The 19,576-nt window shown below is 62.0% G+C and carries 26 protein-coding genes; all 26 read left to right on the top strand.

What is annotated here, in order from left to right; all coding sequences use genetic code 11:
• The first annotated feature begins 110 nt into the window (after positions 1–110).
• Positions 111–263 carry a hypothetical protein gene (locus tag AC3WJD_RS19835; RefSeq protein ID WP_492748483.1) on the top strand — a complete coding sequence of 51 codons (153 nt, stop codon included), beginning with the start codon at positions 111–113 and terminating at the stop codon, positions 261–263.
• Positions 260–466 carry a hypothetical protein gene (locus AC3WJD_RS19830; protein WP_492748482.1) on the top strand — a complete coding sequence of 69 codons (207 nt, stop codon included), beginning with the start codon at positions 260–262 and terminating at the stop codon, positions 464–466. Before AC3WJD_RS19835 ends, AC3WJD_RS19830 begins: the two co-directional genes overlap by 4 nt.
• A gap of 43 nt (positions 467–509) precedes the next feature.
• A complete protein-coding gene (locus tag AC3WJD_RS19825; RefSeq protein ID WP_492748481.1) occupies positions 510–713 on the top strand; it encodes a hypothetical protein in 204 nt (67 codons plus the stop codon).
• 280 nt (positions 714–993) lie between these two features.
• Positions 994–2,499, top strand: a complete 1,506-nt coding sequence (locus AC3WJD_RS19820) for a terminase large subunit (RefSeq protein WP_492748480.1) — start codon at positions 994–996, stop codon at positions 2,497–2,499.
• Entirely contained in the window at positions 2,496–3,014 is a 519-nt protein-coding gene (locus tag AC3WJD_RS19815; protein WP_492748479.1) for a methyltransferase domain-containing protein, read from the top strand. The genes AC3WJD_RS19820 and AC3WJD_RS19815 overlap by 4 nt, the downstream gene beginning before the upstream one ends.
• A 1-nt stretch (position 3,015) precedes the next feature.
• Positions 3,016–5,190 carry a portal protein gene (locus AC3WJD_RS19810; protein ID WP_492748478.1) on the top strand — a complete coding sequence of 725 codons (2,175 nt, stop codon included), beginning with the start codon at positions 3,016–3,018 and terminating at the stop codon, positions 5,188–5,190.
• A gap of 26 nt (positions 5,191–5,216) precedes the next feature.
• Entirely contained in the window at positions 5,217–5,423 is a 207-nt protein-coding gene (locus AC3WJD_RS19805) for a hypothetical protein (protein ID WP_492748477.1), read from the top strand.
• Between the two features lie 34 nt (positions 5,424–5,457).
• The gene (locus AC3WJD_RS19800; RefSeq protein ID WP_492748476.1) at positions 5,458–6,531 is read left to right on the top strand and encodes a hypothetical protein; all 1,074 of its coding nucleotides are present in this window, start codon (positions 5,458–5,460) and stop codon (positions 6,529–6,531) included.
• Between the two features lies 1 nt (position 6,532).
• The gene (locus AC3WJD_RS19795; protein WP_492748475.1) at positions 6,533–7,489 is read left to right on the top strand and encodes an SU10 major capsid protein; all 957 of its coding nucleotides are present in this window, start codon (positions 6,533–6,535) and stop codon (positions 7,487–7,489) included.
• Between the two features lie 136 nt (positions 7,490–7,625).
• On the top strand, positions 7,626–7,874 hold the full coding sequence (locus AC3WJD_RS19790; RefSeq protein WP_492748474.1) for a hypothetical protein: 249 nt from the start codon (positions 7,626–7,628) through the stop codon (positions 7,872–7,874).
• Between the two features lie 70 nt (positions 7,875–7,944).
• Positions 7,945–8,679: a hypothetical protein gene (locus tag AC3WJD_RS19785; protein ID WP_492748473.1), complete on the top strand. Its 735-nt coding sequence runs from the start codon at positions 7,945–7,947 to the stop codon at positions 8,677–8,679.
• The gene (locus tag AC3WJD_RS19780) at positions 8,648–8,914 is read left to right on the top strand and encodes a spike base protein, RCAP_Rcc01079 family (RefSeq protein WP_492748472.1); all 267 of its coding nucleotides are present in this window, start codon (positions 8,648–8,650) and stop codon (positions 8,912–8,914) included. Before AC3WJD_RS19785 ends, AC3WJD_RS19780 begins: the two co-directional genes overlap by 32 nt.
• The gene (locus AC3WJD_RS19775) at positions 8,914–9,117 is read left to right on the top strand and encodes a hypothetical protein (protein ID WP_492748471.1); all 204 of its coding nucleotides are present in this window, start codon (positions 8,914–8,916) and stop codon (positions 9,115–9,117) included. The genes AC3WJD_RS19780 and AC3WJD_RS19775 overlap by 1 nt, the downstream gene beginning before the upstream one ends.
• A 1-nt stretch (position 9,118) precedes the next feature.
• Entirely contained in the window at positions 9,119–9,553 is a 435-nt protein-coding gene (locus AC3WJD_RS19770) for a hypothetical protein (protein ID WP_492748470.1), read from the top strand.
• A complete protein-coding gene (locus tag AC3WJD_RS19765; RefSeq protein ID WP_492748469.1) occupies positions 9,554–10,609 on the top strand; it encodes a hypothetical protein in 1,056 nt (351 codons plus the stop codon). It begins immediately after the preceding gene.
• Positions 10,610–10,618: 9 nt separating this feature from the next.
• Positions 10,619–11,257 carry a phage adaptor protein gene (locus AC3WJD_RS19760; RefSeq protein ID WP_492748468.1) on the top strand — a complete coding sequence of 213 codons (639 nt, stop codon included), beginning with the start codon at positions 10,619–10,621 and terminating at the stop codon, positions 11,255–11,257.
• Positions 11,254–12,666 carry a hypothetical protein gene (locus AC3WJD_RS19755; protein ID WP_492748467.1) on the top strand — a complete coding sequence of 471 codons (1,413 nt, stop codon included), beginning with the start codon at positions 11,254–11,256 and terminating at the stop codon, positions 12,664–12,666. The genes AC3WJD_RS19760 and AC3WJD_RS19755 overlap by 4 nt, the downstream gene beginning before the upstream one ends.
• Entirely contained in the window at positions 12,663–12,908 is a 246-nt protein-coding gene (locus AC3WJD_RS19750) for a hypothetical protein (protein ID WP_492748466.1), read from the top strand. The genes AC3WJD_RS19755 and AC3WJD_RS19750 overlap by 4 nt, the downstream gene beginning before the upstream one ends.
• A complete protein-coding gene (locus AC3WJD_RS19745) occupies positions 12,905–13,300 on the top strand; it encodes a hypothetical protein (protein ID WP_492748465.1) in 396 nt (131 codons plus the stop codon). The genes AC3WJD_RS19750 and AC3WJD_RS19745 overlap by 4 nt, the downstream gene beginning before the upstream one ends.
• Positions 13,300–14,145, top strand: a complete 846-nt coding sequence (locus tag AC3WJD_RS19740) for a tail fiber domain-containing protein (RefSeq protein ID WP_492748464.1) — start codon at positions 13,300–13,302, stop codon at positions 14,143–14,145. The genes AC3WJD_RS19745 and AC3WJD_RS19740 overlap by 1 nt, the downstream gene beginning before the upstream one ends.
• Positions 14,145–14,789, top strand: coding sequence for a hypothetical protein (locus tag AC3WJD_RS19735; RefSeq protein ID WP_492748463.1), 645 nt, complete (start codon positions 14,145–14,147; stop codon positions 14,787–14,789). The genes AC3WJD_RS19740 and AC3WJD_RS19735 overlap by 1 nt, the downstream gene beginning before the upstream one ends.
• Before the next feature lie 16 nt (positions 14,790–14,805).
• Positions 14,806–15,054 (top strand): D-Ala-D-Ala carboxypeptidase family metallohydrolase, encoded by a 249-nt coding sequence (locus AC3WJD_RS19730; protein WP_492748462.1) that lies wholly within the window; start codon positions 14,806–14,808, stop codon positions 15,052–15,054.
• The gene (locus AC3WJD_RS19725; RefSeq protein WP_492748461.1) at positions 15,054–17,921 is read left to right on the top strand and encodes a hypothetical protein; all 2,868 of its coding nucleotides are present in this window, start codon (positions 15,054–15,056) and stop codon (positions 17,919–17,921) included. Before AC3WJD_RS19730 ends, AC3WJD_RS19725 begins: the two co-directional genes overlap by 1 nt.
• Positions 17,922–18,072: 151 nt before the next feature.
• Entirely contained in the window at positions 18,073–18,399 is a 327-nt protein-coding gene (locus tag AC3WJD_RS19720; RefSeq protein ID WP_492748460.1) for a hypothetical protein, read from the top strand.
• The gene (locus AC3WJD_RS19715) at positions 18,374–18,835 is read left to right on the top strand and encodes a hypothetical protein (protein WP_492748459.1); all 462 of its coding nucleotides are present in this window, start codon (positions 18,374–18,376) and stop codon (positions 18,833–18,835) included. The genes AC3WJD_RS19720 and AC3WJD_RS19715 overlap by 26 nt, the downstream gene beginning before the upstream one ends.
• Positions 18,836–18,850: 15 nt before the next feature.
• On the top strand, positions 18,851–19,576 hold a 726-nt coding region (locus AC3WJD_RS19710), incomplete at its 3' end, for a peptidase associated/transthyretin-like domain-containing protein (RefSeq protein WP_492748458.1).

Genomic DNA, 19,576 nt, shown 5'->3' with positions numbered 1-19,576 from the left:
CCCAAGCGCTGGTCCAGACCTCCCCGCCGCAGCCCTTCACAAGCGATGCACTCACTGAGACGGCGCAATAGCAAGCGAGCGCGGCGGGGACACTACACCGGAGACAGGCCATGTTCGAAGGCTGCTACAACTGGCGGGAATGCACCGTCTGGTTGGTAGCTTTCGTTCTGCGTGTTGAGATCCTGTTCCCCATATACGACGAATACGATGAGGAAGAGCAGGCGATAGACTTCGATCCCGCCTTCATCGTTCCCCGCAAATGACCACCATCGACATACGCTTTGATCAGGAGATCTCAGCGGAATGTCGTAGATACGCACGGTCCCGTTACCTGACCGGCAGCAAGGAAGCGAAGGCACTTATCGCGGCGGCTGATCGGATCGACCGGCTGAGCGGCATTGTGATTTCGTTAGAGAAATACCTGGACGCCGAGTTCGACCCCAAGGACATTCACATCCCGGACTGAGACACCGCCCAGCCTCGAGCAGCGGAAACAGAGGTCAATCAAAATGCAACTTGAAACCGTCATAGCGACCGCCTTCGGCCGCTATTCCGTACCCGACCGGATTGCCGAGCGCCTAAACCGCTTCCCACGAACCAAGCAGAGCAATTATCTCCGGTTCGACCGCCGTCATAAAGCTGGGCGCATCGGGGAGCGATACGTTCGCTTGGTTCACCACGCCATGAACCGCCAATGGATGGGCGTGGCATGACAGTCGCGCTCATGAAAATAATCATAGGAAATCAAAGTGGCTCGCGGCGGTCGTCGTGAGGGCGCTGGCCGCAAGCCTGGGTCTGCAACTCGCAAGACACGCGAGATAGCTGACAAGGCTGCTGCGGAAGGCATTACGCCCCTCGATTACCTTCTAAGCGTGCTGCGCGACGAGGGTGAGGATAAGGACGTGCGCCGGGACGCTGCCAAGGCCGCAGCGCCATACGTGCACGCAAAGCTTTCCTCGATCGACCTTGAGGCACGTATCGGCGCACTGACCGATGCAGACCGCGCGTGGCTCGGTGACTGAGGCGGAGTATTTCGCCAAGCTTAGGGCGCGCTGGCCCGATAAGCTGGCGCGCCTTCGCAATGGCTTTTACAGGATCAAGGACAAGGACGGGCGTGAAGTCCCGTTCCGCATGAACGCCGATCAGGAGAAGTTCCTGGCCGAGCGTCACGGCTTCGATATCATCCTGAAAGCGCGCCAGAAGGGTTTCACGACGGTCATCCAGATCGACATGCTGGACGACTGCCTGTTCACCAAGAACATCGCAGCGGGCGTGATTGCCCACAACCTGACCGATGCCAAGGCATTCTTCGCGGACAAGATCAAATACGCATACGACGGGTTGCCCCCGCTGTTCCGCAAGCATCGCTCCGCGACGCAGGACAGCGTCGATAGCCTTAAGTTCAACAACGGGTCATCGATCCGCGTCGGCACATCGCTGCGCTCGGGCACGCTCCAACGCTTGCATGTGTCGGAATATGGCAAGCTCTGCGCCAAGTTCCCTGAGAAGGCCCGCGAGGTTCGTACGGGTGCGTTCAACACCGTCCAGGCGGGCCAGCGCATTACCGTTGAATCGACTGCGGAGGGCCACGCCGGCCACTTCTACGAGATGTGCGAGACGGCGCGCAAAAAACAGATTGCGGGCGATGCGCTGACGGTTCTCGACTTCAAGTTTCACTTCGCCCCATGGTTCACCAGTGCGGAATATGTTCTCGCTGACGGCGCGCTCGAGACTGCGGAGATGCAGGAGTATTTCGCCAAGCTGGAGGCGGGCGGCATTGCCCTGACGAGCCAGCAGCGCGCCTGGTACATCAAGAAGGCGGAGCAGCAGGGCGACGATATCAAGCGGGAATATCCCTCAACACCCGAAGAGGCGTTTGAGGCGAGTGTGGAGGGGGCGTATCTCGCGAGGCAGATGACGCAAATGCGAAAGGAAAAGCGCATCTGCAATATCCCCGTGCTCGACGCGCCGGTCTATACGACGTGGGATCTTGGCTACAACGACAGCATGGCGATCGTGTGCTGGCAGGATGTCGGCATGGAGCGCCGCGCGATCGACTATTACGAGAACGGCGGCGAGGGGTTCGGCCATTACGCCCGCTGGCTTCAGTCGCGCGGTTACAACTACAGCCGTCATTACATGCCGCACGACGCGGACCACCACATGTTGACCAAGGATGCTGAGACGAGGCGCTGGCATGCGGAGCAGGCTGGCATTCGGCCCGTAGAGGTGTTGGCTAGGATCAAGGACGAGCTTGACGGTATCGAGGCGTCGCGCGCGTTCCTGCCGCAGGTTTATATCGACGAACAGCGCTGTGACAGGCTGATCAAGTGCCTCGATAACTTCCGCAAGGAATGGGACGAGAAGCTGGCGACGTGGAAGTCGCGTCCGCGCCATGACGAGTTCAGTCACGGCTACAAGGCGTTCGAGAGTGCGGCGATACGCACGCCACCGCCAACAGCACGCCCGATCAAGCGCGATACCCGGTGGGTCGTATGAGGGAACTGCTCATCGGCTGCGGCAACGCGCGGCAGAAGAAGCTGTCCTTCGACGGCTTCGCATGGGACGAGCTGGTAACGATCGACCATGACCCGAATTGCGGGGCGGATGTGGTTCACGACCTCGAGGTGACGCCTTGGCCCTTCGAGGACAGCAGCTTCGACGCTTGCCATGCCTATTGCGTGATCGAGCATCTGGGACGGCAGGGTGATTACAAGTCGTTCTTCGCGCTGTTCGCGGAGATCTACCGCATACTGAAACCGGACGGGCACTTCTTCGCGATCTGCCCATCACTCGATAGCCGTTGGCGCTGGGGCGATCCTTCGCACACTCGCATCATCCAGCCTGAAAGCCTCGTGTTCCTCTCGCAAGCCCAATACGCCGAGCAGATTGGCAAGACGGCCATGACGGACTTTCGGTGGCTGTGGAAGGGCGACTTCGAGACGGTCGCGGCGGACGACAACGGCGATGATTTCAAGTTCGCGCTGAAGGCGCACAAGCCCTCAAGGGGATAGCATGGCAGACAACGCGCTCACCACCGCTGTTACCGCAGCGGGCGGCGGAGCCATGTCCGACGAAGAGCTTGTCTCCTACCTGCAGGAGAACGCCGACCGTGCGATTGGTCACTACGAGACCGAGATAGCCGCGGATCAGGCGGAGGCGATCGACTTCTATTATCGCAGGCCGATGGGTGACGAGCGCGAGGGGCGGTCTCGTGTAGTGGACGGCACGGTCTCAACCGTCATCGACAATTTCGTTGCAGCGGTGCTCAAGCCGTTCGTGTCCAGTGATGACACGGTGAGCTTCGAGCCCAACGGCCCCGAGGATGAAGAGCAGGCCGAGCAGGCGACCGCGTACGTCAACTACGTCCTGCACTGCGACAATCCCGGCTTCATGCTGCTGCACAATTGGTTCAAGGCAGCGGGTCTCGAAAAGCTTGGGGTTCTCAAGGTCTGGTGGGAGGATACCACCGATACCCGTCCGCAGCTGATCGAGGGCATGGACGCCTCGCAGATCGAACAGCTTGGTCAGGATCTGGTTGACGGCCCGTTCATTGACGAAACGGGGCTATTCGCTGCCTATGTAAACAAGCCTTATGAGGACGGGCGGATCAAGATCGCTGGTATCCCTTCCGAGGAATACCTGATCTCGCCCTTCTCGATTCCCGGTGAGACGCCCCCGTACGAGGCGCACCGCACGCGCAAACCTCGTTCATGGTTCCTCGAGCAGGGCTTTGACCGTGAGGTGGTGGAGGGCCTGTCCAAATACGCCGGCTCGATCGAGGACAGGCGCACATGGGCGCGCTACGGCGATGAGAGCGTAGACAACACCCGCTCCGATGCTCCGGGCGATGCCTCGCGCGACATGATCGAGGTATACGACGAATATATCCTGATCGACTATGACGGTGACGGCGTTTCTGAGCTTCGCCGGGTTCTGCGGGTGGATAGCACCGTCCTGTTGAATGAAGAGGTCGAGTTTGGCCCGTTCGCCACGCTCTGCCCCGTCCCGATGCCGCACAAGGTCTACGGGGAAAGCTTGGCCGATAAGGTCAAGATGGATCAGAAGATCAAGACCGTCCTCCAGCGGCAGATGCTGGACAACCTGTATCTGGCGAACAACCCCAGGCCTGTGATCGGCGAGCTAGGGCAACGGTCGGACGGATCGACGCAGGATGATTTGGGCGACGCATCCCCCGGCGCCTCGCTTCGTGTCCGTGACATTACGCAATTCCGCTTCGATGCGGTACCGTTCTTCGCCGAAAAGACCTTCCCTATGCTGTCGTATATCGACCAGCAGATTGAGGAAAAGTCCGGCATTTCCAAGACCGGCAATGGTCTGGACCGCGACGCCCTGAACAAGGGCAGGCAGATGACCGCCACGCAGGCGGCGCAGGTGGAGGACAAGGAGAACGAGCGCGCCGAGATGGTTGCGCGCATCTTCGCCGAGACGGGCGTCAAGCAACTCTTCAAGACGATGCTCAAACTGCTGATCCGGCATCAGCCCCGCGAACGGGTCATCCGCCTGCGCAACAAGTGGGTGCCGATCGACCCGCGCGAGTGGAATTCGGACATGGACCTGTCCATTTCGGTTGGTCTTGGGGTGGGCAACCAGCAGGAGCAGATCACGCAGGCGCAGACCGTGCTCGCGCTGATGCAGGAGGTGGGGCAGACGCCCTACGCCGCCCTGATCGACGAAACCAAGGTCTACAACGCATTGAAGCGCGCGTTCACCGCCGCCGGCATCAAGAACATCGACGACTTCCTGAACGAGCCCAAGCCGGAGATCGATCCGGAGACGGGCGAGGAAGTGCCCAAGCAGCAGCCGCCGAGTCCCGAAGAGATGGAGGCGCAGGCCAAGATCGAGGAGGCGCAGGCGAAACTGCAACTCGAGCAGCAGAAGGCTGAGGCAGACATTCAGATCCAGCGCGAGAAGAACGCCGCACAGATCGAGATGGAGCGCGAGAAGGCAGCCCTTCAAGCGCAGTTGGCGCAGCAGAAGGCGGCGGCAGAGATTGCACTGGAGCGCGAGCGGATGGCCAACGAACTGGCCCTTGAGCGCGAGCGTATGCAGATCAACGCCGAGGTCGCCCGCGAGAGCAACGCCATGAACGCCGACGTGAAGCGTGAACAGGCGGCGGAAGATGCCAAGCTTAAGAAGAACCGTCCTGGCGGGTCGCTAAGCGAATGACCCCGAACGAACGTGAAGCCCGCGCAATGCGCATCCGCGGCATGTTGCAGGACGGCGAACTGAACAACGCCTTCAACGAGGTTGAGCAGGATCTGCTGTCCTCGTGGCGCACCTGCACCGATCCCGCCGAACGTGAAAACCTGTGGCGCGCACAGCACGGCCTTTCGCTGGTGCGGCAGAAGCTTGCCTCATGGGGGCATGGAGACGCCGCCGCGATCAGGCGCGTCAAGTAATTCCGCCCTACGGGGCATTATCCCAAGGTGAAACATGGCAGATGAAACCGCCCAGCCAATGGCAGCGGAAACGGACCCTGTTGCCGCAGCCGCGGCATTGTTCAAGGCTCAGCGCGAGCCTGAACCCGTAGAGCGCCCCCGCGATGAAGGCGGGCGGTTTGCATCCACGAGGGAGCCAGAGATTGAGGCAGTCGAAGCCGAGCCTGAGGGCGACGTGGAAGCGGCCGAGATTGAAGCGGAGACCATCGACACGGACGAGGCAGCCGATGAGGCCCAGCTTGAAGCCGTCGAAATGCCCGCTTCATGGAGCAAGGACGACGCGGAGCACTGGAGTGCCCTGCCACCCGAAACGCAGGCGAAGATCGCCGAGCGCGAGGGACAGCGAGAAGCCGCGGTCAACCAGAAATTCCAGGAAATCGCCAATGCGAAAAAGGCCCACGAGGCCCAGCTTGCCGAGGCAAACACCAACCGCGACAGATTTGCGGCGCTGATCGACGATGTAACGTCGTGGATCACCCCGCAGAAGCCGGACCCGCGCAACTATGGCTTGGGAACGGGCGACTACCAACGAGAAGCATATGACATGGCCGTGCTGCAATATGAGCAGCAGCTTGGCGTGGTCCAGACCCTGAAGCAGCAGCGGGAGCAGATTTCCGCCCAGCAGATGCAGGAAATGGAGACCGTCGAGCGCGAGGCATATGAGGCGATCGAGGAAAAGGCGCGTCCGCTGCTTCTGGCGGCCGTGCCTGAAATCGGCGACCCTCAAAAGGCTGGCGCAGCCCTGAACGAAATCGTGTCCTACGCCATCGGGCAGGGCATTCCGGAGCATGTGTTCACCGATCCCGAGGCGCAAAAGCGCATCACGTCGGCGGAACTGTTGCTCGCATGGAAGGCCAAGGAATACGACCGGCTTCAGGACGCCAAGCGGAAGGTCGAACCGACCGCAAAGCCCAAGCCCAAGAACCTGTCAGTGCGTCCCGGGGTAACCACGCCACGCTCAGCCATTCAGCAGACGCAGGCCCGCAAGGTCATGGAGCGGTTGGAGAAGGAAGGCAGCATCGAAGCCGGTGCGGCCTTGTTCAAGCAACTCCGACAAGGAAACCTGTAACATGGCACTCGTAACGAATGCCGTCACTTCGTACGGCACCCCCACGAAGCGCGAAGATCTCGTGTCGGCGATTTATCGCATCGACCCGGAAGACACGCCCTTCACCTCGTCCATTCCCAAGGTCAAGGCTTCGGCCGTCCTGCACGAATGGTCCAACCAGGCGCTCAGCAGCGTCAACACGACCAACGCCCGCCTCGAAGGTGAGACGCTGAGCCGTTCCGCCTCGACCACGCCGACCCGGCAGCAGAACTACTGCCAGATCTCGGACAAGGACGCGACGGTGACCGGCACCGAGCTTGCTGTTGCGATTGCCGGCATCGACGACATGATGGACTATCAGAAGTCCCTCAAGTCGGTCGAGCTGCGCAAGGACATGGAAGCGATCGTGCTCGGCAACACCGGCTACGCCGCTGGTGCGACCAACGTGGCGCGCACGCTGCGTTCGTTCAATGCCTGGTTCTCGGGCAACGCCTCGCGCGGCACTGGCGGCGCCGACTCCACCGCGGCAACCGCTGCGGCCACGGACGGCAACGCGACCAACGGCCTTCGCACCTTCACGGAAGTCCTCCTGAAGGCGGCGATCAAGGCGGCGTACGACGACGGCGGCAAGCCCACCAAGATCTTCCTTGGCTCGGGCAACAAGCAGCTGTTCTCGGACTTCACCGGTCGTGTGAACACGCAGCAGCAGATCGGCAAGGAAAGCATGATCCTTGCTTCCGCGTCGGTCTATGGCTCGGACTTCGGCGACCTCATGGTCATCCCGAACCGCACCCAGCGCGCCCGTGACGTGTTCGTCGTGGACACAACCAAGGTCGCTCTGGCGGGGCTTCGTATGTTCGAGGCCCAGAAGATCGCCAAGGTGGGCGACGCCGACACCGAGAACCTCGTGAGCGAATATACGCTCGAGATGAGGCACCCGAACGCCCATGCGGGCGTCATGGACACCAACGCCACCTAAGCCCCTCTCTTAGGTGAAACTAGCGGGGCTGGCCTTGTGCTGGCCCCGTTTTTCTGCCCAATTAGAGGTGTTCACTATGGCTAAACTTGAGCCCTCATCCAAGTCCGTGTTTTCACGGTACATGGGAATGAGGAAGATGACCGTGCGCCACAAGGATGTGGACGGGGCAATACATTACCAGACGATTCAGGACTGCGAACCGATCGTCGAATTCGTCAAGCAGGCGAAGGACAAGCCCAAGAACCTCGAATGGACGCATCTGGGCGAAATCCCGCTGACCGACCTCGGCCAGATGATGCGCGACGGCTCGCTCGACGACCCCAAATTCATTCGCCGCTACCTGAACGAGCGGCCCAAACTCAAGGTGTTCGATGGTCACCTCTAAGCTTAAGATCGCACTCTGCATTCCCGCTTACGGGCATGTCCACGCGAAATGGGCGCTCTGCCTCGCGAACATGCTCAACCACTTCCACGGCGCCAAGCTGACCAATCCGGAAGGGGTAGAATATCAGAAAGAGGTCGAAGTCTTTCTCGTATCATCCTCGAATCTATCGGAAAGCCGCCACCGTCTTGCGGCCGAAGCCTCGCTTTGGGGCGCGGATTACATGCTCTGGATGGACGCAGATCATGTATTCCCCGCCGAAAGCCTCTGCCGGCTGTGGGCAAGGAACGTCGATATCGTCGGGGTTAACTACGCGCGCAGGTGCGAGCCTACTGCCCCGACCGCAGCAAAGAAGATCACCGACGACCCGGACAAGGATCATGAAAACCTTGTCTATACCACGCTGGAAAAGGCCGACGCGAACGATCTCGAGGAAGTTTCGCACGTCGGCTTTGGGCTGTGCCTGATCAGGATGAGCGTGTTCGACCGGCTTCAGGAACGCGCCGAGGAATTGGGCCGCAAGTCGTTCATGCCGCTGTTCGTGTTCGAGCCGGTTGACGATTACTCCCGGATGATCGGGGAGGACGTGTACTTCTTCCGCAAGTGCCGTGACGCCGGCCTCAAGGTTTATGTGGACCACGGGGTAAGCTGGGAAGTGGGCCACCTCCACGAAACGATCATGACCAACGCGCATGCGGTGATTCAGGAGAAAGACTGGATCGCCGAGGGGAAGGCCTTCCTGAAGCGCTTCACCGACAAGGCCGAGGAAATGGAAAATGGCGGACCCGTTCCTGCTGAGGCGGGGTGATCTCGGTCGCCCTGCTGTCAGCGCGTTCACGATCACACCCCACGCAACCGACGAACTGAGCCAGATCCCGCAGGCCCTCTATGTCGGGTCGGGCGGCGACATTGCTTGTCGTCTCATGGGTGACGGTGCGGACGTGACCTTCGTGGGCGTCCAGACGGGGGCGGTTCTCCCTGTCCGGGTTTCGCATGTCCGTGTCTCGGGGACCACCGCCAACAGCTTGCTGGGGCTATACTGATGTTCTGGAAACGCAAAGCGCCCGTCGTCGAGTCCGTCGCGCATCCCAACATGACGATGGAGAAGATCGGCTTCCACATCGGCCGCTTCACCCGTGCGGTAGAGCAGCGGAAACTAGATGATGAGCGCAAGCGCGAACTGCAAGCGAACCTTGCGCACTGGCAGGCCATGAAGGCCGCCTACGCGCTGAAGCCGGGGGTCTGAGATGGGAACGCCAGTCGTCTACAACCAGTTCAAGCTCAAGCAGAACAACGGCAACGCGATCGACCTCGATACCGACACGATCAAGGTGATGATCGTGACGAACAGCTACACGCCGAGCCAGAGCCACGATTTCATCAACGACGCCAACGCCAACGAGGTGTCGGGCACCAACTACACGGCGGGCGGCGCGACGATCGCAGGCGTCACCCTGGCGCTGGACGGCAACACCGTCGAATGGGTTCACGATGACATCGTGTGGACGCAATCGGGCGCCGGGTTCTCCAATGGCCGGACCTATATCTGGTACAAGGACACCGGCAACGCCGCGACGTCTCCGGTGATCATGTACATGACGGAAGGGTCGGACTTCGGCAACGTCGCCGGTCCTCTTACGCTGGATGGCTCCGCTACCACGGGCGTTTTGAACGTCAGCTAAATGGCTTATACGGGGACGCTCACGCTTCGCGGCAATGCCGGCGCGGCGGGAACGTCATCGGGCGCTACAGGGTCGTTTACCCCGTCAGCCGGTGAAACACTGATTGCATGGGTTCTGGCCCGCAATGCCAGCGCCTATCCGGTCAATTCGATTTCGGACAGCCTCGGGAGCACATGGACCCGCATAGGCAGCGCGGACTTTCAGGGGCCGGCAACCAACGCGTTCGTATCGGTCGGGCTGTTCCGCCTCGACGTAGGCGGCTCGCCTTCGGCCATGACGGTAACGGGGTCGTCGAACAACGGAAGCACTACGGCGGTGCTCGTGGTCTCCGCCACTGCTCTAGGCACAATCACGAATTTCGCGGGCTATGCGTCAAGCACGACGCCGAACACCGGGACACTGACCGGCGACGCTATCCTGACGTACAATGGGCGGCAGACCACTTCCACGGTCACGACGCCGACCGGCTACACAGCGCTTATTGCTTCGACAGGGTACAACGCACAGCTCGCTCACCGCGCGGCCTATGACCTGAGTTCACCCGGAACCCAGAATTGGGGCACGGGCAACAACAACGTCACCGTATCGCTCGAACTGGTCGATGCCACCAGCGGCACGACGCATACCGTAACGGCGGGGGCGATCTCGGTAACCGGCCAGGCCATCGTCAACAGCGCGGCGCGCGTGGTCTCTGTCACGGCACAGACCATCGCATATGCTGCTCAGGTGGTTTCGAGCGTCAACGCCACGATCGGCACGGTGACGGCCCAGACAATGACCTATGCGGGGCAGGCGATCAGCGTCATCCGCGCGACCGTCTCGGGGGTTGTGGCTGCCTCAGTGACCCACACCACCTCGGCCTTCACGGGCAGGGCCTACACCGTCGTCTCAGCGGCGATAACCTACGTGGGGCAGGCCATCACGGCGGCAACGGGGACCGTCAGCGCGGTAGCGGCGGCAACGCTGCTCTACGCGGGCAAGACGATCAGCGCAGGCGTTCAGGTGGGCGGCAAGCTCTGGGACCGCTTCAAATTCTACCTTGGCTTCAGATTCTAGGGAAAACGCATGACGGTAGCCCTTCCCATCGGCGCGACTATCGCGATCGAAACCTATCAGGATCTGATCGACGAGACGGGAAACTATCTCAACCGCACCGATCTTGAGGCCCGCATCCCGACCTTCATTCAGATGGCGGAGTCGCGCTTCAACCGCATCATCCGCGCGCCTGAGATGGAGACTTCGGCCACCGCAACGATCACAGGCGATTATGTCCTTCCCACGGATTTTCTCGAAGCACGCAATGTATGGTTGGGCACTGATCCGAATACAGTGCTTGAGCAAGTCACGCCTTCGGTGCTGCGGCGCTATGCTTCCATGTCGGGGCGACCCCTATTCTATTCGACACAGGCGGGGCGGCTGAAGTTCGGCCCAACGGCCGACGGGTCGTATACCCTCAACCTCGAATATTACGCCAAGATCCCCGCGCTGAACGAAGCGGTCCCGACCAACTGGCTCTTGGACGATCACGCAGACATCTACCTGTTCATGACGCTAGCGCACGCGCACCTGTTCCTGAACGACGACGACAATTACATGAAGATGATCGCCGTGGCTGACGCTTTGGTCTCTGAGCTTGGCGACTTCAACAACAAGAAGCGCTACGGCGCGGCCCCGCAGCGCCTGCGGCCCCCGGTGAGCGCATGAGGTTCAAGGTCGATCTGGGGGAGTTCGCCCCGGACCTTCCCCAGAACGGTCATGGCGGGCTCGTCACGGCCAACAACTGCATCCCGACGCCCAACGGCTATCGCCCGCTCAGGGCCTTTTCGTCGATCGTCGAGGAAGTGCTGACGGGCTTTCGGGGCGGGGCGGCGTTTGTCGGGTCTGACGGCACGGCAAGCCTGCTTTCGGGCACGGCAACCGATCTGGAGCTATATTCGGGCACATGGGCCTCCGTAGAGGGCTCCCTGACCGTAATGGGACGCTGGCGGTTCACCCAGTTCGCCGACACGGTTGTCTGTGTCTACGGCGGCGCTCCGGTAGAATTCGACCTTGTCGGGCAGACTGCCGGGACATTGGCAGGTACGCCCCCTGAGGCCGATCTCTGCGCGACTGTCCGGGAATTCGTGGTTCTCGCGGGTGATCCAGCTGCCCAACAAACGGTCTCATGGTCCGATCAGGGCCTGCCCGACAACTGGACGACGGGACAGGCGGGAAGCCAGCCCTTGTTCACGGGCGGAGAGATTACCGGGCTTGCGGGGGGTGAGTACGGGCTGATCTTTCAGCGCAACGCAATTCGGCGGATGACCTACACGGCGGACCCAGACAATCCGTTCCAGTTCGACGTGATCGCCACGAATACCGGCTGCATCGCCAAGGGCTCACTGGTTCAAGCGGGCAATCTGGTGTTCTGCCTGTCCGAGCGCGGTTTCATCATGTGCGACGGCAACGGAGTGACCCCGATCGGCGCGGAGAAGATCGACCGCACCTTCTTTGCGACCTATCCCCGTTCGGAACTGGAGAACATCTACGCCGCGGTAGACCCCCGCAACTACCTCGTCATGTGGTCCATGCCCGGTAACCCCGGCAAGCTGTGGATCTACAACTGGCAGCTTCAGCGCTGGGCCACGGGTGAGACGAGCCTGATTGGCGTGTTTTCAGGCTTTACCGCCAATATCGGGCTCGATTCGATCGATGCGCTGTATCCGGGCGGGGTGGATAGTATCCCGGTGTCGCTGGACAGTTCGCTGTTTCAGGGCGGCGATCCGCTGCTGATCGCGGTGGACCAGACCGGGGACTTCGGTGTGTTCTCGGGCGACCCGATGGAGCAGACCTACCGAATCCCGTTCGTGGAGCCGATCCAGGGGCGTTACGCGCGCATCTGGAACAGCCGCCCGATCAGCAACGCCACGACCGGGGTTACGGTCTCGATCGACGCGCGGGCGAGGCTCGGGGATGCTTCTGCGTCCACGTCTCAGGGAACGATGCAGGCGAGCGGCGATGTGCCAATCCGCGCCTCGGGGCGCTTCCTTGATATCGGCCTGACGATCAATGATCCGCTGTGCACCTATGCGCAGGCGATCGAGCTTGACCTTGGGGCGGGGGGCGCGCGGTGAGTCTGCTTCGCATCCCTGTCACGGCAACCTTCATGCCCGAATGGGTGAGGCGCGCGGCCGAGGCGATCAACGCGCTGATTGCGGGGCGGAACACGCTCGACAGCTACACGGTGTCGTCGCTCCCGACAGCGACCAAGGCGGGGCAGTTGATCTTCGTCACCGATGAGACCGGAGGCCCGACGCCAGCCTACTGGAACGGCACCAACTGGAAGCGTGTTGCGGACGGCGCAACGGTCTCGTGATCATAGGGATATGGCCCGACGCGGAGCAATCCGCCGAGTGGCCCGCAATAGCAAGGCTCCTGCAACCCGCAGCGGACAGGGGCGGGGTTCCCCTGCTCGAGAGAGACGAACAGGTCTGGACGGTCCACGATCCCGAACTGCTGGCGGCAGCAACAACGCGACTGACCACGGACGGGTTTGCCGAGGTGATCCTGGTCGGGGGCACCGATTACCAGCGCTGGCTCAAGCCACTGGATGACATGATCGCCGCATGGGCGACGGATGAAGGAATGACCGCGATTCGGGCTTACGGGCGGCGGGGGTGGATCAAGGTGCGGGGGTGGATCAAAGTGCGGGGCTGGAATGTGATAGGCGAGCGTAACGGCTTCGTCGCGTATGAGAGGTTGCTGTAATGGTCAAGAAGTCAAAGTCTACGACGGGGCCGAGCAAGTTCGCAAAGCCCTATATCACGCAGGCTGCCGGTGTCGCAAACTCGTCCTATGCGCAGAACAACGCGACCGCGCAGGCGGTCGGCGGGCAAATCCGCTCGCTGATCCCGCAGTTCATGGAGCGCGCACAGAACGGCTCGCCGCTCCTGAAGGCCGCGCAGGGCTACAACACCGATGTGCTGCAGGGCAAATATTTGAACGGCAACCCCCAGCTTGAAGCGATGATCGCCAAGGCGCGCGGGGACACGACGGATACGGTTGGAGCGCGTTTCGGAGCGCTTGGCGGCTATGGCGGCACGAAGTACGCGGAATCGCTCGGCAAGGGGCTGGCGGACAGCGAGCTGGGCCTCCGCTACCAGAACTATGGCGATGAGCGCGACGCGATGGCAAACGCGGCGGCGAATGCGCCGAACCTGACCAATGCCGACTTCCAGGGCATCGTCCCGCTGCTTGCCCTCGCGCAAGGTGGCGTCGAAATCCCGGCCTCGGCGAGCAACGACTATATCCGCAATATCAGCGGGCTCATGGGCAACTACAACACGACCACGAACAACCCGGGGTGGGGCAACGTCCTGCGCGATATCATGTCCGACGCGGCGCAGGCCGCCGCCATGTCTGACCGCAGGCTCAAGACCGCGATCGAGAAGGTGGGCGAGTTCGCTGACGGGCTCGGCATCTACCACTGGCGCTACATCTGGGGCGGCCCGGTCCACGAAGGCGTCATGGCCGACGAGGTGGCGAAGCTGCGGCCTTGGGCGCTTGGCCCCGAGATTCACGGCTTCCAGTCAGTCAATTACGGGGCGCTCTGATGGCGATGTTCGGTTTCCTGCAACAGCCGCAGCAGAAGTTCGATCGAGGGCCCACGGCTGCCTATGGTCAGGGCGTGGACGCTTACGACGCTGCCCCCAAGAAAAAGGGCGGCGGCATCGGCAACTTCCTGATGAACTTCGCCATTGCCCGGGGTGCATCGGGCGGCAACCCCGCCGCGCAGATGTACCTACGCCGACAGGGTGAGCTTCAGGATCAGGAGGCCGAGGAACAGCAGTACCAGCGCAAGTTGGCGGACCAGTGGTCGATGTGGGAGCGTCAGCAGGAGTACCAGCGGGACAACCCCAACCCGGTCAACAATGACACGGTGAACGACTACAATTTCATCCGTCAAACTTTGGGTGATGACGCGGCCAAGGATTATCTGCGCAACCGCTCCGATCCCGTGGTTAACATTCCTCTGCCCGGAGGGGATGTATATGTAGGCCCACGTTCCGGGCTTCCCGGGGCAGGGGCCGCGCGTCAATCGGCCACACAGCCCCCGCAGGCGGCGATCGACCATCTCCGGTCCAATCCGTCGCTCAAAGCCGCGTTCGACGCGAAGTATGGGCAGGGCGCGGCTGACAGGGCGCTAGGAGGTCCGACGCCTACCGCGTCGGGCGGCTTTCCCGGAGTTCCGCGCTAGTTTCAAGGGCGGCGCTATGACCAGCGGGCGCCGCACCCCTGAAGGCAACGCGCTTGTGGGTGGCGTGCCCAACAGTGGGCATTTGGCGGGCGACGACGTTGATTATGATGGGCCTGACCTGAACGCGCTCAGGGCTGAGATCATGGATTACTACGGCCCCAATGCGCGCACGCTGATCCACAAGGGGCACGTCCACACGAGGCTGCCCGGATACGGCAAGGTCCCATATTTCGGCTCACGCGGAACCACAGGATTGAAGCGATAATGGCACAAAACCCCTTCGATCAGTTCGACGGCCCCACTGGCGGCACGGTGCTGCGCAAGCCGCAAGACCCGAGCGCCCCCCTGGACCTCGATCTCAAGCGAGGCCAGATCGCGGCACAGGAGCAGGCCGCAGTCAACGCGAGGCTCGAAGCGGAAGCCAAGCGCCTTGCCATCCTGAAGGCACAGGCGGAGCTGGCTGCTGGCCCCCAAGGCGAGGCATCGGAGAAGCGCGCCCAGAAACTTGCCAACCTTCGATCGCTCGAACGGCAGATCGCAGAGGTAAGGAAGCTTTACAAAGCCGGCCCGGGCTCGACGAGCGGAATTGCAGGCGTGCTTGACGCTCTGCCAACTCCGGGGAATGCAGCGTTCGACAGCGCCAGTGCGTCGATGGCCGAGATCGGCCTTGGCGCGTTCCGCACTCCGGGCGTTGGCTCGCAGTCTGATGCGGAGTTGCGCGCCTTTGTGGATGCGAACCGTCCGTCAGCATCAGATTTTGACGCTCGGATCGAGCAGAAGTTGCGCAACCTCGAAACGCGCCTCAACTCGACCTATGAAGAGCTGGGCATCAAGCCGCTTAACATCTCGCCGCCGCAGACAAATGATCGCGACTTTACCCCCGGCGAAGTGCCTCCTGCCGCGGCTCCCGGCGCCCCGAACCGTACGGGCGGCTTCACTGGCGGCGGCAACGCTGGCCCCACGAATACCACAGTCGCAACGGGCGATACCGCGACGGCGCCCGATGCCGAAGCGTCAGCTATCGTTGACAGGATGGTGCGTCAGGGGGCTTCAGCGGCCCAGATCAATGCCGAATTGCAGAAGCGCGAAGGCTCGTTCCTTGTCAATCAAGAGGGCGTGTCAAAGGCTCAGCAGTGGCTGCGCACCCCCGAAGGCCAAAAGTACCGCGGCAGCATCGGCAACGCCATCAGGACAGTCCCGACGACGACGACCCAGTGGCTCAAAGGCAATGCGATCATGCATCCGGCGGGCACGGCCACCGCGACCTATCTGAACGCGGGCGGGGTTGGCTTGCCCACGCTCCTTGGCGGGGAAGAGGCGCAGCTTACACTTGGCGCGGCTCGCGCGGAAAACCCTTGGGCGGCATTCGGGGGCGATCTCGCGGGCGGCTTCACTGGCACCTTTGGCACAAGCAAAGCCCTCGGTATTGGAGCCCGGGGGTTGGAGCAGCTTGGTCTCGGTAAAGCCGCATCCGTGGTTTCGAACCCGCTTACCGCCGATCTTCTGTACTCGACTACGTTCGGCGCCAACACGGCGGGCGAGGGCAACCGGCTCAAGGGTGCAGGGATTGGCGTAGGCGCCACGCTTGGTGGCAACACTGTCGGCAAGTACGCCCTTGCACCTGGAATCCGCGCATTCGGGCAGACCGCGCCGGGAATGGCGCTCGGTAATGCAGGCAACCGTGCGGGGCAGTATTTGCCGGAATGGCTCGGCGGCTCGTCACGGACAGCGCCGCTCTCGCCCGTGCCCCCGAAACTGCCGGTTGCGGAAGCGATGATTCAGAACGCCATTGGCGACAATGGTCAGGCGATCATCGACACGCTGCAGGAAGCACACAACCTTAAGTTGCCCATGACGCTGGCGGACACGAACCCTGCGCTGCGCTCCCTCGGGGCGGCAGCATCGCGCCGCTCGCCCGATGCGAAGGGCATTGCGGAAGGGGCGCTAATCCCCCGCTCGCGCGGCCAGATCGATCGGCTTCAGGCGGGCATGGATCGTGACTTCGGTTCCGGTGCCAATATCCCCCAGCGTAGCGCCGACCTCATCCAGCAAGCCAGGACGAACGCAGGGCCGCTTTATGACGCGTTCCGTGCGTCAGATCCGGTTCCGTCTCAGACCATCGACGAGCTGCTAGCCACCCCTGCGGGCAGGGATGCGCTTGGGCGTGCGCGAACCATCGCGGCGAATGACATGCGCAACCCCGATCAGCTTGGCTTTGTCACTGACGAGATGGGCAACGTCTCACTGAGCCGCACCCCGTTCCCCGAAACGATCGACTATGTGAAGCGGGGGCTTGATGACTCTCTTGAGCCGTACCGCAACCCGATCACGCGCAGTCTTGACCTGAACGGCGAGGGGGGCTCGATCAACGGGGTGCGCTCAAGATTTATCGCAGAGGCGGATTCCCTTTATCCTAACTACCCCGCCGCCCGCGCAGCCTATGCTGGACCTGCCGGCGAGCGTGAAGCGTTCCATCAGGGCGCAGGCGCTTTGAATCAGTCTGCCGATACGATCAGGTTCAGCACGCAGAACATGCCCGGGTCCAAGATGGACCAGTACCGTCTCGGCTTCCGCTCGGCGCTGGGCGACCGTGCCGAGGGCGTGCGATATTCGAGCAACCCCTACGAGGGGGTAGCGGGGTCGCCAGCTTCGCAAGAGCGCCTTGATATCCTCTGGCCCGAAACATCACCCCGCTTTCTGCGCCAGTATGGTTTGGAAGGCGATATGGCGCGCACCAATCGGGAAGTGCTCGGCAACAGCCTGACAGCCGAGCGCCAACTTGCAGACGAGCAGTTCGGAATTTCGCCTAGGGCAATCGCCGCCGCTGATATCGGTACAAGCCTGATGACGGGCGGCGCTCCGGTGGCAACGATCCTGTCAGCGGCACAAAAGGGCATTGGCGACGCTGTAAAGCTCGGCATAGGCAAGCAGGCGAAGGCGAAAGCCGATGCACTCGCTCCGATCCTCTTCAACACCGATGCGGGCGCAGCGGCTGTTGAACTGGCGGCAGCACGTCGGGCAGCAAAGACCTACAACGCGCTTTCGGCCAAGGCGAAGCGAAAAGCCCGCAAGGCGGGCGGCATATTCGGCTCCACGCTGGCTATCCCCGGAATCGTCGCGGCGAACGAATAGCTATTTGGAGCGGAGCGCCACAATCGTTCCGATGATCAGGCTTTTGAGGAAAAGCGCTAAAACCGTCAGTCCTGTCATACCCCGATCATAACACAATCGAATCCAACCACCAAGGCGCTCTTTCGGGCGCCTTTTTCTTTGGAGCAACTCCGTGGCCTTTTCGGACTACAGCACGACGCCTGCCAACAATACGACCATCAAAGGCATCAACATTGCCGAGGGCTGCGCAGCGGGCAATTTGAACAACGCGCTCCGCCAGATCGCGGCAGATGGCAAGACGCTAAACAATACGGTGTCCGGCCTTGCCGCCGGTCTCCCCGCCACGGGCGGCACGGTCTCGGGCAACATCGTCCGTTCTGGCGGGGGTGTCCACGTCTACTGGAACGACGCGGGCCAATCGTCGGGCAAGATCTTCATTCAGGCGTCAGGCGGCTCTGCCCCAGCGATGTCGAATGGAGACATTTTATTCGAGTTTTGACGCCATGCCCATGAAAGCCAAATACGGTGGCACCCTCCGTACCATCACCTCCGCCAAGGTGAAGGTGGCCGGAACCCTCCGCTCGCTTCGATCCATCAAGGTCATGCAGGGCGGCGTTCTGCGGACCGTGGCCACATTCACCGCGCCCATGTCAGTCAGCGCCCCCGATGTGGCCAACAGCATCCAGACCGGCGATGAGACAACCCGGCCATCAACGGCCACGGTCACGGGCGGGCTCGGACCGTACACGTACCTTTGGGTCATTCTGAGCGGCTCGGCGACGATCAACAGCCCGACCTTCGCCACCACGACCTTCACGAAGCCCGGGTTCACCGATGGCGACACCATTACCGCGCAAGTCACCGTCACCGACAGCCTCGGAGCAACCGCCTCCGATCCGATGACCGCGCTCTGGCGCGACGCAATCGACATCTAGCCAAGGAACACTGCCTTGAAAAAGTTCTTTGACGTTGTTCTCAACGCGACCGGTGGCGCGCCCCTCGAAGGCGCAACGGTCACGGTCATGTCCGGAGGCGACCCCGCCGATCTCTACAGCGATGAGAGCGGGACGCCCCTCGATAACCCGGTCACAACCAACGAGAACGGCTATTACGAGTTCTACGTCGACGACGGCGAATACGACCTCGAGTTTCGCTATGCGGGGCAGCTTTTCCAGACCGTAACCGATGTGTCGATCTCGACCGAGGTTACGAACGCGGAGTTGGCGGCAACGACCGGCGCGGCGCTGGTTGGCACGACCGGCGGCGGCACGGTACAAAGCGATATTACCGCGCGCCCGACGAGTGCCGTTCTGGCGGCATCCTCCGGCTCGTCCCTCGTCGGCTTCCTCCAAGCCGGTACAGGGGCGGTTGCGGAAACCGCTGAAGACCAGATGCGGCGGGCGCTTTCCATCCAGAGCTTCGCAACCCCGGGCGGTGTCGTCGACGCCACGACCGGCGTGCAGAACGCGATCAATCAGGCCGTCGCGACGGGCAACTATCTCGACGGGCACGGCGCGACGTTCCGGCTGACCAGCGTCATTAACATCCCCACGACAGGTCCGCTGCGGCTTCGCAACGTCAAGCTGATCGTCGACCACGCCGGAACAGGCATCGCCGACAGCGGCGGGACCGTCGCGCGGTGCTATTTCGAGAACGTGCGGCTGCTTGCAGAGCAG

It is taken from the genome of Sphingobium sp. FW306-1B-F04DB, from assembly GCF_058781925.1.
Note: the sequence above shows the minus strand (reverse complement) of the source record. Positions and strands in the feature narration are given on the sequence as shown.